Origin of the sequence: Salmonella sp. SAL04157 (assembly GCF_046551635.1) — a bacterium.
GTDB lineage: Bacteria > Pseudomonadota > Gammaproteobacteria > Enterobacterales > Enterobacteriaceae > Salmonella > Salmonella enterica.
Genome location: NZ_JBGDVS010000005.1, coordinates 1 through 16585, shown reverse-complemented (window position 1 = coordinate 16585; position 16585 = coordinate 1). Strand labels below are relative to the sequence as shown.

18 protein-coding genes, 1 pseudogene and 1 other annotated feature are annotated in these 16585 nt (G+C 54.5%); of the genes and pseudogenes, 7 read left to right on the top strand and 12 right to left on the bottom strand.

Features of this window, described 5'->3' with window-relative positions; genetic code table 11:
* Nucleotide 1 precedes the first annotated feature (1 nt).
* Together ilvB and ivbL are read right to left on the bottom strand one after the other, a co-directional pair.
* Complete coding sequence (gene ilvB, locus ACLJRE_RS12470) at nt 2-1690, bottom strand: acetolactate synthase large subunit (RefSeq protein WP_000168439.1); 1689 nt, start codon at nt 1688-1690, stop codon at nt 2-4.
* A gap of 106 nt (nt 1691-1796) precedes the next feature.
* Nucleotides 1797-1895, bottom strand: a complete 99-nt coding sequence (gene ivbL, locus ACLJRE_RS12465) for an ilvB operon leader peptide IvbL (protein ID WP_001541152.1) — start codon at nt 1893-1895, stop codon at nt 1797-1799.
* 522 nt (nt 1896-2417) lie between these two features.
* Here ivbL and ACLJRE_RS12460 point away from each other — a divergent pair.
* From ACLJRE_RS12460 to emrD, 4 genes and pseudogenes are all read left to right on the top strand, one after another.
* Nucleotides 2418-2532 (top strand): annotated as a pseudogene (locus tag ACLJRE_RS12460) (hypothetical protein).
* Entirely contained in the window at nt 2529-2618 is a 90-nt protein-coding gene (gene tisB, locus ACLJRE_RS12455) for a type I toxin-antitoxin system toxin TisB (protein WP_000117642.1), read from the top strand. Before ACLJRE_RS12460 ends, tisB begins: the two are co-directional and overlap by 4 nt.
* A gap of 92 nt (nt 2619-2710) precedes the next feature.
* A complete protein-coding gene (locus ACLJRE_RS12450) occupies nt 2711-3571 on the top strand; it encodes a DMT family transporter (RefSeq protein ID WP_076018258.1) in 861 nt (286 codons plus the stop codon).
* Nucleotides 3572-3773: 202 nt separating this feature from the next.
* On the top strand, nt 3774-4958 hold the full coding sequence (gene emrD, locus ACLJRE_RS12445) for a multidrug efflux MFS transporter EmrD (protein WP_000828737.1): 1185 nt from the start codon (nt 3774-3776) through the stop codon (nt 4956-4958).
* On the opposite strand, the gene ACLJRE_RS12440 is transcribed toward emrD, so the two are convergent.
* Both ACLJRE_RS12440 and dsdC read right to left on the bottom strand, forming a co-directional pair.
* A complete protein-coding gene (locus tag ACLJRE_RS12440) occupies nt 4885-5970 on the bottom strand; it encodes a cellulase family glycosylhydrolase (RefSeq protein ID WP_023137362.1) in 1086 nt (361 codons plus the stop codon). The two genes, emrD and ACLJRE_RS12440, sit on opposite strands and share 74 nt — an antisense overlap.
* A gap of 63 nt (nt 5971-6033) precedes the next feature.
* Nucleotides 6034-6957: a DNA-binding transcriptional regulator DsdC gene (dsdC, locus tag ACLJRE_RS12435; protein WP_001522218.1), complete on the bottom strand. Its 924-nt coding sequence runs from the start codon at nt 6955-6957 to the stop codon at nt 6034-6036.
* A 225-nt stretch (nt 6958-7182) separates the two neighbouring features.
* On the opposite strand from dsdC, the gene dsdX reads away from it, so the two are divergent.
* Nucleotides 7183-8520, top strand: coding sequence for a D-serine transporter DsdX (gene dsdX / locus ACLJRE_RS12430; protein ID WP_000543319.1), 1338 nt, complete (start codon nt 7183-7185; stop codon nt 8518-8520).
* A gap of 17 nt (nt 8521-8537) precedes the next feature.
* Nucleotides 8538-9860 (top strand): D-serine ammonia-lyase, encoded by a 1323-nt coding sequence (dsdA, locus tag ACLJRE_RS12425; RefSeq protein ID WP_000428003.1) that lies wholly within the window; start codon nt 8538-8540, stop codon nt 9858-9860.
* Between the two features lie 81 nt (nt 9861-9941).
* Here the strand turns inward: dsdA and ACLJRE_RS12420 are convergent, their stop codons facing one another.
* The 6 genes from ACLJRE_RS12420 to ibpA all read right to left on the bottom strand — a co-directional run bounded on the left by ACLJRE_RS12420 (nt 9942) and on the right by ibpA (nt 14413).
* On the bottom strand, nt 9942-10472 hold the full coding sequence (locus ACLJRE_RS12420) for a radical SAM protein (RefSeq protein ID WP_000147831.1): 531 nt from the start codon (nt 10470-10472) through the stop codon (nt 9942-9944).
* Nucleotides 10469-10831: a DUF202 domain-containing protein gene (locus tag ACLJRE_RS12415; protein WP_001113454.1), complete on the bottom strand. Its 363-nt coding sequence runs from the start codon at nt 10829-10831 to the stop codon at nt 10469-10471. The genes ACLJRE_RS12420 and ACLJRE_RS12415 overlap by 4 nt, the downstream gene beginning before the upstream one ends.
* Nucleotides 10821-11168, bottom strand: a complete 348-nt coding sequence (locus tag ACLJRE_RS12410) for a YidH family protein (RefSeq protein ID WP_000703964.1) — start codon at nt 11166-11168, stop codon at nt 10821-10823. The genes ACLJRE_RS12415 and ACLJRE_RS12410 overlap by 11 nt, the downstream gene beginning before the upstream one ends.
* Nucleotides 11169-11611: 443 nt before the next feature.
* On the bottom strand, nt 11612-13273 hold the full coding sequence (locus tag ACLJRE_RS12405; protein ID WP_023212118.1) for a putative transporter: 1662 nt from the start codon (nt 13271-13273) through the stop codon (nt 11612-11614).
* Nucleotides 13274-13461: 188 nt separating this feature from the next.
* Nucleotides 13462-13890, bottom strand: a complete 429-nt coding sequence (gene ibpB / locus ACLJRE_RS12400) for a small heat shock chaperone IbpB (protein ID WP_001246919.1) — start codon at nt 13888-13890, stop codon at nt 13462-13464.
* Between the two features lie 109 nt (nt 13891-13999).
* On the bottom strand, nt 14000-14413 hold the full coding sequence (gene ibpA, locus ACLJRE_RS12395; RefSeq protein ID WP_001532742.1) for a small heat shock chaperone IbpA: 414 nt from the start codon (nt 14411-14413) through the stop codon (nt 14000-14002).
* Nucleotides 14407-14480, bottom strand: a sequence feature (ROSE (Repression Of Heat Shock gene Expression) occurs in the 5'-region of heat shock genes and acts as an RNA thermometer to modulate expression.). Its footprint overlaps the gene before it by 7 nt.
* Before the next feature lie 242 nt (nt 14481-14722).
* On the opposite strand from ibpA, the gene ACLJRE_RS12390 reads away from it, so the two are divergent.
* Nucleotides 14723-15055: a YceK/YidQ family lipoprotein gene (locus ACLJRE_RS12390; RefSeq protein ID WP_001543704.1), complete on the top strand. Its 333-nt coding sequence runs from the start codon at nt 14723-14725 to the stop codon at nt 15053-15055.
* Nucleotide 15056: 1 nt separating this feature from the next.
* Here the strand turns inward: ACLJRE_RS12390 and ACLJRE_RS12385 are convergent, their stop codons facing one another.
* On the bottom strand, nt 15057-16283 hold the full coding sequence (locus ACLJRE_RS12385) for a DUF3748 domain-containing protein (protein ID WP_000809949.1): 1227 nt from the start codon (nt 16281-16283) through the stop codon (nt 15057-15059).
* Nucleotides 16284-16404: 121 nt separating this feature from the next.
* A partial coding sequence (locus tag ACLJRE_RS12380) for a tetratricopeptide repeat protein (RefSeq protein WP_045718909.1) occupies nt 16405-16585 on the bottom strand: 181 nt, incomplete at its 5' end.

Here is a 16585-nt window from a genome sequence, read left to right as displayed (position 1 = left end):
CTTATTCCCCCACCATCTCTGTATTTGCCGCGCCCGGCGGCACCATCGGATACACTTTTTCTTCCGCATCAATGCGCACGTGGATCAACGCCGGTCCAGGACGACGAATGATAGCCTGCAACGCCGCCTGCGGATCGGCTTCGTTATTCAAATCACAGGTGTCCAGACCAAACCCGGCGGCAATCTGCATAAAATTGATGCTTCCCGGATAGGTTGCCGCAAAAACGCCCTGTTTATAGAACAGACTCTGTTGCTGATGTACCAGTCCCAGCGCGTCGTTATTCATCAGGATGATTTTCACATCCAACTGGTTTTCGCTGGCGGTAGCCATCTCCTGAATATTCATCATCAAACTACCGTCGCCGGAAAAACACAGCACCTTGTTGCCCGGATTCGCCAGCGCCGCGCCAATCGCCGCGGGCAGACCAAACCCCATGGTGCCCAGCCCGCCGGAAGTCAGCCACTGACGCGGACGGTTGAGCGGATAAGCCTGCGCGGTCCACATCTGATGCTGACCTACGTCAGTGGTAATAATCGCGTTGTCGTCCACACAGGCGGCGACTGCGTTAATCAGCCCATAGTGACTAAGCGGGTTATTTTCCTGGGGAATACTGCAGGGGAATTCTTGCTGCAAGTCCGCCACCAACTGATGCCATGCTTCCCGCGGCTGTGCCTCGATATGGGGAATTAACTGTGCCAGTACATCATCGACATCCGCCTGAATAGCCACATGCGGCTGCTTAATTTTGCCTAACTCGGCGCGATCGATATCCACATGGATGATTTTGGCGTTCGGACAAAACTGCTCCGTTTTGCCAATCGCCCGGTCATCAAAACGCGCGCCCAGGACAATCAGTAAATCGGCCTCTTGCAGAATAAAATTGGTACTGCGCGCGCCGTGCATCCCCAGCATTCCTAACGACAGCGGATGCGCCTTAGGCAGCATTCCCAGCGCCATTAAGGTCATTGTCGTCGGCAGTTGCGCTTTTTCCGCCAGTTCGCGCACGCGTGTCGGCGCATTGATCACGCCGCCGCCCAGATACAGCACCGGACGCTTCGCCGCGTTAATCATTGCGGCGGCCTCGCGGATACTCTCTGCGCTAAACTCCGGCGGGGGTGATTTTTCCGCCGGCGACGGCAACGCATCCAGCTCAATTGTCGCCGTCTGCACATCTTTAGGAACGTCTATCCACACCGGGCCAGGACGCCCCGACTGCGCCAGACGAAAAGCATCGCTCATCACCTGAGGCAGCTCGTTGATATTTCTGACCAGATAGTTGTGCTTGGTGATGGGGATAGAGATACCGTAGGTATCCACTTCCTGAAACGCGTCAGTACCGATCATGGACGCCGGAACCTGCCCGGTAATGCAGATTAACGGAATGGAATCCAGGCGCGCATCGGCAATGGCCGTGACCAGATTGGTCGCGCCCGGCCCGCTACAGGCCATACAAACAGCAGGTTTACCCTCCGTCCGCGCCATCCCCTGCGCAATAAACCCCGCGCCTTGTTCGTGGCGCGCCAGAATATGACGGATTTGCGTGCTTTGGCTTAACGCGTCGTAAACGGGGAGGATCGAACCGCCGGGAATGCCGGTGACGATACGAATCCCCTGGCGCTCCAGAAAATGAACAATAAATTCCGCGCCCGTAAAGCGCTGAGGTGTAGATGTTGTGCCCGAACTTGCCATGCTCCATTCCTTTTATTCTGAGCCGACGTTCCGGGAAGGTGTCTTAAACAAAAAACCCCGCCCGGTTTGCGCCGGCGGGGTTTTGGAATCGTGTGTGTTCCGGACCCTACGGCGCATTGCCGACGACCACCACCACACGCACGACGACCACTGCGCGAGATGGCGCAGTTGTTAGTAGGGTCGCGTTCAGCATGGAAGGGTTCATTAGGGGCCTTGTCTGTTTGTTATTAACACGTTTTATACAAGCACAGCGCTTTCAGCATGACAACGGAAAAATTTTCATCTGCACAAAAATGCTTCAGCGATCACATTTTTCTACGAATTTACACGCTTTGAGTATAGGCGTGATAAGCGTAGCGCCCTCCGGTAATCGCCGGGATTGATGATCACGCGTTTCACAATGCCGGAAAACAAAAAACCTCGCCGAAGCGAGGTTCTTACAGCGTAATGCGGGTGGTAGCCGCGAAGCACACTGTGTTATGTCAACAGCAGAAGTATACGCGTTCTGTGCAGAACGCGCAATTTCGGCGCGAATTTTGATGAATTTGAGTATGGATCAGAAGCTCCGTTCTGTCTATAAATTACTGTTAATTTATACAGTACTTAACTATAATGTCTTTGACACAATGTGTTATGCGGGGGCCGCATCGTAAACCGGCGCAACGAAGTCCTGGCTGAAACGGGTGGTGCCGTCAGCGCCTTAACCCCCTCGTGAGCACACTGTGTTATGTCAACACGCACACTATTCCTCGCAAAAGGGATCGCGTGCGCAACAGCTGGCAACAGGCAGCGGAAAGGTACGTCGGCTGGCAGTGCTCCTTAACCACAGGAGACGCGTATGAGCGTAGTGGATATCACCATTCTTATCCTGAAACTCATTGTTGCAGCACTGCAACTGCTTGATGCTGTTCTGAAATACCTTAAGTAATTCAGATTCAAGCCGCACCGAAGGGGAGCGGGCAACCGCTCCCCTTTCACCTTATCCGCTGGTCTTTCGCTTCCCGGGTATGTTACGTTTTTATGACATCTTCAACGACGCCTGACGCTATGACCCTTTCCGTTTTCTGCATTTTGCTGTTCGCCGCGCTGCTACATGCCAGCTGGAACGCCATTGTCAAAGCGGGAAACGATAAGCTCTACGCCGCGATCGGCGTCAGCGGTTCCGCGGCGGTCATGGCATTGATCCTTTTGCCCTTCTCGCCGCAGCCAGCTCACGCCAGTATCCCTTTTTTAGCGGCCTCTACCGCGCTCCAGGTGGTGTATACCGTCCTGGTGGCGAAAACCTATCAGATCTCGGACATGAGCCAGACCTATCCTCTTATGCGCGGCACCGCGCCGCTGCTGGTGGCGCTCATTAGCGTTCTGTTTCTTGGCGACAGCCTGTCGTCGCTAGCCTGGGTCGGCATCGCAGTGATCTGCATGGCGATACTTGGGATGGCCTGTAATGGCCGCGCCAGCTCTCAACGTGGTGTCGTGCTGGCATTAACTAACGCCTGTTTTATTGCCGGATATACGCTGGTGGACGGGACCGGCGTAAGACTCTCCGAAACGGCGCTGGGCTATACGCTATGGTCATTTTTTCTCAACGGCGCCTGCCTGTTAACCTGGGCGATGATTGCGCGGCGGCGGGAAGCGTCGCGTTATCTGGCGCAACAGTGGAAAAAAGGCATTTTTGGCGGGATTGGCACTATGGGATCTTATGGGCTGGCGCTATGGGCCATGACCCAGGCGCCGCTGGCGGTGGTCGCCGCGCTGCGTGAGACGTCGATTTTATTCGGCGCGCTGATAGCCTGGCTGCTGCTTAAAGAGAAAGTGGCCGGGCTACGTCTGGTGGCGGCTGGCGGGATTGCCCTCGGGGCGATTTTACTCCGTCTGTCATAATTGCCCAATAACAGCCGCAGACGTAACACATTCTCGGCAACATTTGTTGCCGCTTTTGTTTACATATCCTGCCGTTCCTTCGTCTGCCATTGCTGGTCGCTGTCTGGCCTTCTTTTTCTGGTGTGATAGATTCCTCTCGCATTTATGGGAATGCGCAGCAAGTTATTCTTATTTTTTCTTTTTTTGAAAAGTAATCAGCGAAATGAAAAGGCAGAGAAACGTCAATTTGTTGTTGATGTTGGTGTTACTAGTGGCCGTAGGGCAGATGGCGCAAACCATTTATATTCCCGCCATCGCCGATATGGCACAAGCGCTAAACGTCCGGGAAGGCGCCGTCCAGAGCGTAATGGCTGCTTACCTCCTGACCTACGGCGTCTCGCAACTGTTTTACGGCCCGCTTTCCGACCGGGTTGGGCGCCGCCCGGTAATCCTCGTCGGCATGTCTATTTTTATGGTAGCGACTCTGTTCGCCATGACCACGCATAGTTTGACGGTGTTGATTGCCGCCAGCGCCATGCAAGGGATGGGAACCGGCGTTGGCGGAGTAATGGCGAGAACGCTCCCGCGCGATCTGTATGAAGGAACGCAACTTCGTCACGCCAATAGCCTGTTAAATATGGGGATTCTGGTCAGCCCGCTGTTAGCGCCGCTGATTGGCGGTCTGCTGGACACCCTGTGGAACTGGCGCGCGTGTTACGCTTTCCTGCTGGTGCTTTGCGCTGGCGTCACCTTCAGCATGGCGCGCTGGATGCCGGAAACCCGCCCCGCCGGCGCGCCGCGCACACGGCTGATCGCCAGCTATAAAACGCTGTTTGGCAACGGCGCATTTAACTGTTATCTGCTGATGCTAATCGGCGGGCTGGCTGGCATTGCGGTCTTTGAAGCCTGTTCCGGCGTGCTGATGGGGGCAGTATTAGGTCTCAGCAGTATGGTGGTAAGCATTCTGTTTATTCTGCCGATTCCGGCGGCGTTCTTCGGCGCCTGGTTTGCCGGACGCCCGAATAAACGCTTCTCAACCCTGATGTGGCAGTCAGTTATTTGCTGTCTGCTGGCAGGCCTTATGATGTGGATTCCCGGCTGGTTTGGCGTGATGAACGTCTGGACGCTACTCATCCCCGCTGCACTGTTTTTCTTCGGCGCCGGGATGTTATTTCCACTGGCCACCAGCGGCGCGATGGAGCCGTTTCCGTTCCTTGCAGGCACCGCTGGCGCGCTGGTCGGCGGGCTGCAAAATATTGGTTCCGGCGTACTGGCGTGGCTTTCGGCAATGTTGCCGCAAACCGGTCAGGGCAGTCTGGGACTGTTGATGACCCTTATGGGATTACTGATCCTGGCGTGCTGGCTGCCGCTGGCGTCACGGATATCGCATCAGGGACAGACGGTTTAACGTTCCCCTCGCCCGGCTTTTTGCCGGGCGTTTCACATTCCGGCGCGATCATCGCATTGAGCAGGGACTCTTGCGCCGGACGCCACGCTCCTTCTTCGCCGTCATAAAACTGTGTGTCCGCGTTTATCGCATACGGAATATGCGCTTTTTTCAGCTCGCAGGCCATAAAACGGGCAAACGCGAACTGTGAAGCGACCGGCGTCATTTTTATCGACTCTCCCGGCGCCCATCCGCCCACCCAGCTTGCATGGCCGGTCTTATGCTGCCAGCGAACTGCAGCGTTAATCCGTGCCCGAATCGCCGCTTTTTCCGCCGCCGTGCCTGACGTCCACGGATATTTACCGCCGCTTTTCAGGGGTCCCCACGGGAAGATGTGCCACTCCGCCAGTACATAGTTCTGGCTTTGCGCCGGCAGTTTAAGCGCCGACAAATCCTCCGGCGCGGCGCGCATTCGGGGGGCAACGAAAATCATCCGCTGTGGGTCAATGGCGTGAATCAGGCGGATGGTTTTGTCATATACGCGATTCAGCGACGCCATATTATGATTGAGTTTGTCGGCAGGCTCATAAATGAGATCGAACCCCAGAAGCGGGGATGTCTGACCAAAATAGCGCGCGACCACGCTCCACCAGTTGATCAGCTCCTTTTCATGGCTGGCGCTGGGATCGGTTTTATACGCATCCGCCTGATAGGCAATAATGGGTATGACACCATAGTATTCGCAGGCTTCTACCAGCTTACGCAAATGAATGAGGCGCGCTTCCGTCGGCGCGCCTGCCACACGAATACGGACATGCGTTAACCCTTTTGCCTTAAAATCCCGCACGACCAGCGGATCAAACTCGCGAATACCCCGTTCCGTTCGCGCCCAGTCAACATCCATCCCAACGCCAAGCTGCTGCGCATAGCGCGCCGCCGTCAAAGGCATCGGTTTCGCATAGACGACCGCGCTGGTCAGCATGAGAGAGGCAATAAGCGGTTTAAACACGACGCCCCCTAAAATTTTTACCACGGTGATAGCACGTATTTAGCATATTCACTCCCGGCAGGTGTAGCGGCAAAGCGTAATAAATCTTCACACCTGTTCCTGCAACCAGCGAATAAATGCCTCGATTTTCGGCCACTGCCTGCCAGGCAGAGTGGTGACATAATAATGCTGATGACATTTCAGCCTCATGTCACCAAAAGGCGCAATCAGTTCGCCGCTGTCGAGACGCTTTTGCACCAGCCGTTTACGCCCCATCGCCACGCCAATGTGGTTCATCGCGGCAATCACCGCTAAATCAGAACGATCGAAGCCAATGCCGGATGAATCCGGCAAATTTACCGCAAAATGCTGCGCCCAACTGTGCCACTCATCGGTGCCCGAATCGTTACTCCACGCCTGTCTGTCGTGTAAGAGCGTACAGTGCCGCAGGTTATTCAGGTTGTCCTGCAAGGCGAAACGATGGGCGTAATCCGGGCTGCAAACGGGCAAAATCGCCTCATCCATTAAAAAATGGTGCGTGAGCTGCGCCGACGGCGCATCGTCAAAATAGATAGCCAGGTCAATGCCGGCACGCTGTAGGTTAACGTTATCGTTGCCGGTCAGCATAGTGAGAGAAATTGACGGATAGCGACGGGTAAAGTCCCCCAGCGCGGGCACCAGCCAGCACTGGGCGATAGAGGGACGTGAATACACGGTCAACGTGCCGGACAGTTCCTGATTTTTGATATCGAGGATTTCCTGATTCAACGTATCCAGCGACGATTTCAGCGCCCAGAATACCCGTTTGCCTTCATGGGTAAGCTCCACTTTACGGTGAGAGCGGACAAATAGCTGGATTCCCAACTCGGCTTCCAGTTGATTGATACGATGGCTTACCGCACTGGGGCTTAACGACAGCTCATCTGCCGCCAGAGCAAAGGACTGGTGTCTGGCCGCGACTTCAAAAGTATAGAGTTTGGATAACTGCCAGCCGTTGAGTAAGCGGTTTCGGGTATCGCGAAGGGGTTCCATGGCAACCTCAGTCATCTTTTAATTTCCCGAAGTGTAAAAAAACACGCTGAAAAAATCCGCACATAGATGAAGCAAAATGAACCATATCGCAAAATAAAGGCAATATTAGATGGAAATCACATAGTTGATTCAATTTACATCATGTGAATGGCAAATTATATCGTTTGTCAGGAGGTGCTGTTTTTCTGTCCAATAAGAACAGATTAATCACAGGGTAGGTGAGATATGCACGCTCAAATCTGGGTAGTGAGCACGCTGCTGATCAGCATCGTGTTAATCGTATTGACCATCGTGAAGTTTAAATTCCACCCCTTCCTGGCGTTACTGCTCGCCAGTTTCTTTGTCGGCGCGATGATGGGCATGGGGCCGCTGGAGATGGTCACGGCGATAGAAAACGGAATAGGCGGTACGCTCGGTTTTCTGGCCGCCGTTATCGGTCTTGGCACCATCCTCGGCAAAATGATGGAGGTTTCCGGCGCGGCGGAACGCATCGGGCTTACGCTCCAGCGCTGCCGCTGGCTCTCAGCTGACGTGATCATGGTACTGGTAGGGCTGATTTGCGGAATCACGTTGTTCGTGGAAGTGGGCGTCGTGTTGCTCATCCCACTGGCGTTTTCTATCGCTAAAAAGACCCATACCTCGCTGCTGAAGCTGGCCATTCCGCTGTGTACCGCGCTGATGGCCGTCCATTGCGTGGTACCGCCGCATCCGGCTGCGCTGTTTGTCGCAAATAAACTGGGGGCGGATATCGGCTCGGTGATTGTCTACGGTCTGCTGGTCGGACTGATGGCCTCATTGGTCGGCGGCCCGCTGTTCTTAAAGTTTCTGGGTAATCGTCTGCCGTTCAAGCCCGTACCGACAGAGTTTGCGGATCTTGAAGTGCGCGCCGAAAACACCCTGCCATCGCTGGGCGCAACGCTGTTTACCGTTCTGTTGCCGATTGGCCTGATGCTGGTGAAAACCGTCGCTGAACTGAATATGGCGAAAGACGGCACGTTGTATACGCTGCTGGAGTTTATCGGTAATCCGATCACCGCGATGTTTATCGCTGTCTTTGTAGCGTATTACATACTCGGTCTGCGCCAGCATATGGGTATGAGCACGCTACTTACCCACACCGAAAACGGCTTTGGCGCCATTGCGAACATCCTGCTGATTATCGGCGCGGGCGGCGCGTTCAACGCCATTCTCAAAAGTAGCGGGCTGGCGGACACGCTGGCGGTGATCCTCTCAAATATGCATATGCACCCGATTCTGCTGGCATGGCTGGTAGCGCTGATTCTGCACGCGGCGGTCGGCTCTGCGACGGTGGCGATGATGGGCGCCACCGCGATTGTTGCGCCCATGCTGCCGCTCTATCCTGACGTCAGCCCGGAGATCATTGCGATTGCCATTGGTTCCGGCGCCATTGGCTGCACGATCGTGACCGATTCCCTGTTCTGGCTGGTCAAGCAGTATTGCGGCGCTACGCTGAATGAAACGTTTAAATACTATACGACGGCCACGTTTATCGCATCTGTCGTTGCACTGGCTGGCACATTCCTGCTTTCCTTTATCATCTGATCGTAAAGAGACGTACTATGGAAAACATACAAAAGCTCATCGCCCGGTATCCTTTGGTCCAGGATCTGGTCGCCCTCAAAGAAACCACCTGGTTTAACCCGGGCACCACCTCTCTTGCACAAGGTCTACCGTATGTCGGCCTGACGGAGCAGGACGTAAACGCCGCCCATGACCGTCTGGCGCGCTTTGCGCCGTATCTGGCGAAAGCGTTTCCGCAAACCGCCGCCGCTGGCGGCATGATCGAATCTGACGTGGTCGCTATTCCGGCCATGCAAAAGCGGCTGGAAAAAGAGTATGGGCAAACGATCGACGGTGAAATGCTGTTAAAAAAAGACAGCCACCTGGCAATCTCTGGTTCCATTAAAGCGCGCGGCGGCATCTACGAGGTGCTAACGCACGCGGAAAAACTGGCGCTGGAGGCGGGTCTGTTAACCACCGACGATGACTATAGCGTGTTGCTTTCGCCGGAATTTAAACAATTCTTCAGCCAGTACAGTATCGCCGTCGGTTCAACCGGCAATCTGGGGCTATCGATCGGTATCATGAGCGCCTGCATCGGTTTTAAAGTGACGGTACATATGTCTGCCGACGCCCGCGCCTGGAAAAAAGCGAAGCTGCGTAGCCACGGCGTGACGGTCGTGGAATACGAAGATGATTACGGCGTGGCGGTTGAGCAGGGTCGTAAAGCAGCGCAATCCGATCCAAACTGTTTCTTTATCGACGATGAAAACTCCCGCACGCTATTTCTGGGCTATGCGGTAGCGGGTCAGCGTCTGAAAGCGCAATTCGCGCAACAGGGACGCGTCGTTGACGCCAGCCACCCACTGTTTGTTTATCTACCGTGCGGCGTTGGCGGCGGCCCTGGCGGCGTCGCCTTTGGCCTGAAACTGGCATTTGGCGACAACGTCCACTGTTTCTTTGCCGAACCGACCCATTCACCCTGCATGTTACTCGGCGTTTATACCGGTCTGCACGATGCCATCTCAGTACAAGATATCGGTATTGATAACCTGACGGCGGCTGACGGCCTGGCGGTAGGTCGCGCTTCAGGCTTTGTTGGTCGGGCAATGGAGCGTCTGCTTGACGGCCTCTATACCTTAGACGATCAAACAATGTATGACATGCTGGGCTGGCTGGCGCAGGAGGAAGGAATTCGACTGGAGCCATCAGCTCTGGCAGGGATGGCCGGGCCACAGCGCATTTGCGCCGCCACCGAGTATCAGCAAAGGCATGGATTCAGTCAGACGCAGCTCGGCAACGCGACGCATCTGGTATGGGCAACCGGGGGCGGCATGGTGCCGGAGGATGAAATGGAACAATACCTGGCAAAAGGACGCTAATACTCGCTCAGTGCCGGAAAGACGGCAGCGCCATCCGGCACGCCATCGCCTGATGGCGCTACGCTTATCAGGCTTACGACGCTAACGCAGCATCGCCATCAACTCCTCCGGCGAGCGATGCTGTTTCAGTAAATCCCGCATCACCCGCATATGCGGCGAGGAGTAGTTAAAAAAGGTCTGGTAGCCCTCGCAAAGCCGGTTTTTCCCCTGGCTATCCCGATGCTCAGGGCATCCGCCGCCGCAAAATCGTAATAAAGAGCACTTCTGACATTCAGCGCTTAGCGGCGCCTTGTCCGGCGCTTCAGCGCCATTCCTGCCGCCGCACCACTGCTGTAGCGTCTCATCAAAAAGGCGAACCGAGATACGCTGAATATCTTCACGTACCCAAATATCAAATACGCTATTTAAAAACCGCCCCCAGTCTGCTGAACACAATGAATCCTCGGTCAACATTCCGTTCCGGTCATGTTCCAACAATGGGATAAAATGGACATTGCGAATGCCGAGCCGTTGTAAGTTACGGTACAGTTGCTGAGGGCGCTGGCTATTCTGGCGATTTACGACGACCTGAATCTGGTCATCACTCACGACAATGTCCTGACGTCCTGTCATATAAAGTTCCCGATAAATGCAATAAGTTGGCGAATATGGGTAACAGCAAACAGGATTGCGAGCGACAACACCGCGAGGGAGATCAAAAATTTGTCACGCACGACATGAGTTTCGGAAAAATCGCTATGCGCGACATCCATCAAATTACGACTCAGGGTATAACGCCAAAGAATCACCGCCACTATCGCCAGAACGCTGATCGACACCCAGAACAAGAACCCCGCCTGATGCCAGTGGTGCCTGACGGCTAACGCCATTAACGCCCCGTATCCCAGCAGCGTGCGAAACCAGGCCAGCGACGTACGCTCCGGTTGCAGTCCCGGATCGTTCTGCCGACGGGCTTTACGACTATCCGGCATACAGTACCAGCCCCATCACTATCACCGCGACAATCATCAAAATAACGCTGATGATCAACAGGCTGTGGGTATAGGGCAAATCCTCTTTCAGACGCATCGCTTTTTCATTACGTAACCAGCGTAGATAGCCATAAATCGCCAGGCCGCCCGCAAACAGACACAACAGTAGCGCCAGCAGTTCACGGATCACCGGCGTGGCAAAATCCGGGGCGAGCTGATCAAGACCGACGCCTGCCGCCAGAAATCCCAGCGAGGTGCGAATCCACGCCAGAAAGGTACGCTCATTTGCCAGCGAGAAGCGATAATCCGGCGCTTCTCCGAGGCGGGAAATCTTCATGACGACTCCTTTTACGTTCTTATGTATTCCCGTTCGTTTTCAGAATACCACTCACGTTGTTGCTGATATGCTTCACATTATCCCGCAGCAAGGGAATCTTATTGCAAAATAACTGTAGTTCACTGGTGATGTGTTTCGGCGCAACCGCGCTCATTGCCGCTATTTTTCATTTCAGTTGCGACCTTTTTCAACGCCACCGCCAGGAAAGGCATTATTGCCGAATTAAAAGCTGAAAAACCACCCGTCGCGACGAAAAAAAAGGCGAAGAAGATTGATAACTAACTGAAACAAATTGGAATTATGCTCGTTGCCATTACGCTGATTAGCGCGTTCATTGAGGAAAGAGATAAGAAGAAGAGCAGAAGTGTGACCGGTGCGGCGCGCGTTATCCAGCCTGGATTTAACACAGTGCATAGGCCGGATAAGCAACGCGCCATCAGGCGCTAACCCATTCCCCAAAAAATCACCGCCAGCAGTTGTGGCGTGATAATACGCAGGAACATCACTAACGGATAGACAGTCGCGTAAGAGAGCGCCGCCGCGCCGCTGGTGGCATGAAGATTGTTGGCAAATGCCAGCGCTGGCGGATCGGTCATCGAACCGGCCAGCATCCCGCACAGCGTCAGATAGTTCATTTTGGCAAAAATCCGCGCCAGCAAACCGACGGTAATCAGCGGAATAGCGGTGATGAAAATACCATAGCCAATCCAGCTTAATCCTTCGCCCTGCGTCAGCGTATCGACAAAATCGCCGCCGGATTTCAGCCCAACGACCGCCAGAAACAAAACGATGCCTAACTCACGCAGCGCGAGGTTGGCGCTCGGCGGCATAAACCAGTACAGCTTACCGATGCTGCCGATACGCCCCAAAATTAGCGCCATGATCAGCGGCCCGCCGGCCAGCCCCAGTTTTAACGCGACCGGGAATCCCGGCACAAACAACGGGATTGACCCAAGCAGAACCCCTAATCCGATGCCGATAAACACCGGCAGCATCTGCACCTGCTGGAGTTTTTGCTGCGCGTTGCCGACCACATTGGCTACCGCATCAATCGAGGCTGGACGCCCCACCAGATTGAGAATGTCGCCAAACTGCAGGCTGGCGTCGCTACTGGCGACCAGCTCAACGCCCGCGCGGTTAAGACGGGAGATAACCACGTCATAACGCTCTTTAAAGTGCAAATCGCGGATACGTTTGCCGAGCACTTTTTCGTTGGTGACGACCACACGCTCGACGCGTAAATCCGTGCCGCGCGTCGACAACGAGGTGTCCACTTCCTTGCCGATCACCAGTTGCGCGTTATGCAGGTCGGTAGATTGGCCGACGAGGTGCAGCAGGTCGCCTGCCTGGATAATCGTCCCCGGCGACGGCACCATCAGCGTGTCGTCGCGTTTCAGGCGTGAGCAAATGATTTTATCGCTGTTCAGGATCGGCACATCCTGAATAGCCATATTATTGAGGTTCGGATTCTCGACACGGATATTCATTGTTTGAATTAATGAATGACCGTTAGCGAGAGAGGATTCATGCCTCTGCGCCTCCGCCTCGACGTTAACGCGAAAAATCAACCGCATCAGCCACATGGTGAGCAAAATACCGCAGATGCCAAACGGATACGCCATCGCATAGCTCATCCCCATCTGATCCACCAGATCCACTGGCGTTCCCAGATCGCGCAGGATTTGCTGACCCGCCCCTAACGCAGGCGTATTGGTGACTGCGCCGGAGAAAATCCCCAGCACCACTGGCAGCGGAATAGCGAAAATTTTATGCAGAATCGCGGTGACCAACCCGCCCATAATCACAATCAGAACAGCAAACAGATTGAGACGCAGCCCGGAAACGCGTAGCGAGGCGAAAAACCCCGGCCCCACCTGTATGCCGATGGTATAAACAAAAAGGATCAGGCCGAATTCCTGGATAAAGTGCAGCATATCGCCGCTCAGCGTCACCCCAGCCTGATCGACGAAGTGGCCGACGATAATACCGCCGAACAGAACACCGCCAATACCAAAGCCGACACCGCGCACTTTAATGTTGCCGATCCATAAACCGACAACCGCCACCAACGCCAGAACGCTGACCGTCAATGCGATATCACTCATCTTCTCTTCCCTGTGAGTAACATTTCAATTTATAGGGATTATGACTGAACCGTTAAGGCATATATACAGCATGGCGCACATTCTCATGTTACAAAACCGCCCAGACGTCCTGACTTCGGCAGCGTCTTACCCTTTTTCGTGGCATAAAAAAGCCCCGCCATCTCTGGCGGGGCAAGGCAAGGAGCTCATTAGCTATTTAATGCGGAGCGTTCGTTAATGGCGATACGCTGCGGCGCAATGGTTTCCGGCTCGTTGCGGGTTAAATCAATATGCAGCAGGCCGTTGGTAAACGTCGCGCCGGAAACTTCCATATTCTCAGCCAGCGTAAAGCTCAGGCTAAAAGGCTGCATGACCAGGCCCTGATGTAACCATTTGGGCTCGTTTTCCGGCTGTTCCGGCGTGCCTTTCACCGTCAGGCGCGTGCCTTCCAGTTGAATATCCAGATCTTCCTGACGGAAACCGGCTAACGCTAAGGTAATGCGATAATGGTTATCGTCGCTTTTTTCGATGTTATAGGGCGGGAAGCTCTGGCTTTCGCCGCTGTTTTGCAGCGCATTGGCCAGCTTGTCAAAACCGATCCATTGACGCAGCAGTGGGGATAAATCGTAGTTACGCATAATCATTTCTCCTTCTAAGAAGCGAGTTTTTACCTTCACACTTTACGTGCGAATATGCTCCCTGACGGCGAGCATGGGATGACAGGCCGCGCAACGCGACCCGACGGAATCAGTTAATTTCGATACGGCGCGGTTTGTTCGCTTCCGGAATCACGCGCTCCAGTTCGATATACAGCAGCCCGTTGACCAGGTTTGCGCCGCGAACGTGAATGTTCTCCGCTAACTGGAACTTACGTTCAAAGTTACGCTCGGCAATGCCCTGATACAGGTAAGTACGTTCTTTCTGCTCGTCCGCATGAGCGCCTTTTACCACCAGTAAATTATCCTGGGCAGTAATCTCCAGTTCGCTTTCCGCGAAACCGGCAACGGCAATGGCGATGCGGTAGTGGTTTTCGTCTACCAGCTCAACGTTGTACGGAGGGTAGCCGCCATTACTTTGGCTTTGGTTATTTTCAAGCAGGTTAAACAGACGGTCAAAACCAATGGCAGAACGGTACAGCGGGGATAAATCAAAGTTACGCATAATCATAAACTCCTGAAATCAGCGAGAATGTCAGACCTTCCATCATGGACAGGCCAGGATTGCCAGAACACCCATCAGGCGTGCCCTTCTATTCACTACGTCTTATAAATGGGTCTGAATACGTACTTTTCAAGTATTTTAATCCGACTTTTTTTTGCAGTTTATTGGCTATTGCATAGACTGGTTGGGACAGCACTGATTGTTAAAGTGCGATTACTGCCACAGTGCCGCGTACTGGTGATGTTATTTTTAGCAACGGATCGCTATAACTCATCATGCAAATAACGACAACCAACAGATGAATGAGTGATGATAAAAAACGTGTTGTTAACGCTGATAATATGGAATGGGATGCTTTTATTAGGCGGTTGTTCAAGCGTCATGTCGCACACCGGCGGTAAAGAGGGTACTTATCCTGGCACGCGCGCCAGCGCTACGATGATCGGTAACGATGAGACAAACTGGGGCACCAAATCGTTGGCTATCCTGGATATGCCGTTTACCGCCGTGATGGATACGATCCTTCTGCCGTGGGACATCTTCCGCAAAGACAGTTCGGTAAGATCGCGCGTAGAGAAAAGCGAGGAGGAGACGAAAATGACCAATGCCGTCATCCCCCCGGCGAAGATGCCTCCTCCCTGATCTATCGCCCGGTTTCCGTCACCCATAGCTGACGGAACCCTTTCACCTCTTCCATCCATGCGACGTGTCGCCCATCCGGTGAAAAAACGACGGCGTCTGCAGAAGGCGGGTTGTCGTGCCTGGCGGTTAAGAAGTCGATCCTCCCACTTTGTGCGTCGCAGCAGGCAATCCGATTTTCCAGCACCAGTCCCAGCCATTTACCCGACGGATGCCAGTTAAACGCTGACTGTACGCCGGTCGCATGATGCGTTAACTGCCGGGGCTCGCCTCCCTGCGGCGATATCAGCCACAGTTGCGCTACGCCGTTATCGTCTCGCATCAAAAAGGCGATCGCCGTCGCCTGCGGATTACTGCGAACCCAGTGGCGTGGTTCGTTAGTGAGTCCAGGATAAACACGCTGGTGAGTAAAGGTAAGACGCCGCTGAACTACGCCCAACGGCGGCGATGGCATCGTTGATTCGGTTCCCGTCAGCGGCGTGTCGCCTGCCTGTTTCCAGCCGTTTTCATGACACGGTAAATCGACAATAAACAGCTCCGGGACTTTTTTGCCCGTCAGCGACAGCGTATCGCCAATAAAGGCGATCTGGCGGTTGCCCACCCAGCCCTCTTCATAGGCGCGGTTAATGTCATCGCTGCCAGGTCTCGGCGCAGGCGTCGTGCGGCTAACCAGTACGCACCAGTGGCTACCGCTGTATTCGCGCGGATGCTGAACCGGCACCGTTACCGGCCCATACGGCACGGCCACGCCGACATTACGCAGATCCAGCGCCGGATCTCGCTCATGCAGAACGTGGTCATTATAGGTAAAACTCACCAGCTCGCCGTTCGGGCTAAATACATGGACGTGGCTGCCGCCGCGCAGCGCGCCGGGAGTATACGGCGCAGTAATATCCATCGCATCGAGGTTAGTCACGCCCCTCGGCGTTGCAATAACGCCCCGGCGGTGGTGAAAATCGTAATGCCACGTCTCATCAGGGTTTTCAGGGCCATGAATAAACACATAGTGATTGTCGGCAGGATGCACCGTCACCACGCCGACATGCGCGCCCTGCACGGCGCGATAAATCACCTCCACGTCGCCGGTATGCACATTGACACGCTCAATAGTCTTGCCCGTAAATGACGCGCCTGAAGGCCGCACATCAAAGACCAGCCACTGGCTGTCAGGTGTCCAGGTATTGGTGTTGGTAAGCTGGTGATGGCGCGGCGTAAAGGTGATTTGTTTCATGGGATGTCCTGATAAGAGACGATGCTCGCCATCATACTTCACACGGGCTTTACTTTCAGGCTTTAGCGTATCGTTGAGATAGCCAGGCCCGGTGGCGCCACGCCACCGGGCCGTCAGGGTCTTATTTCTCCTGCGCCAGCCGGATACTGCGCTCTATCACCGCCCGCCGGGCGTCACCCGCCGGCAGCAGCTTCAGCATCATCTCCCAGGCCGCCACCGCCTCGCCAAAGCGCTGCTGCTCAAAGGCGCTGAACGCATACAGGCTTAACACCCGGATATCCGTGTGGTCGCGGCTCACCAGC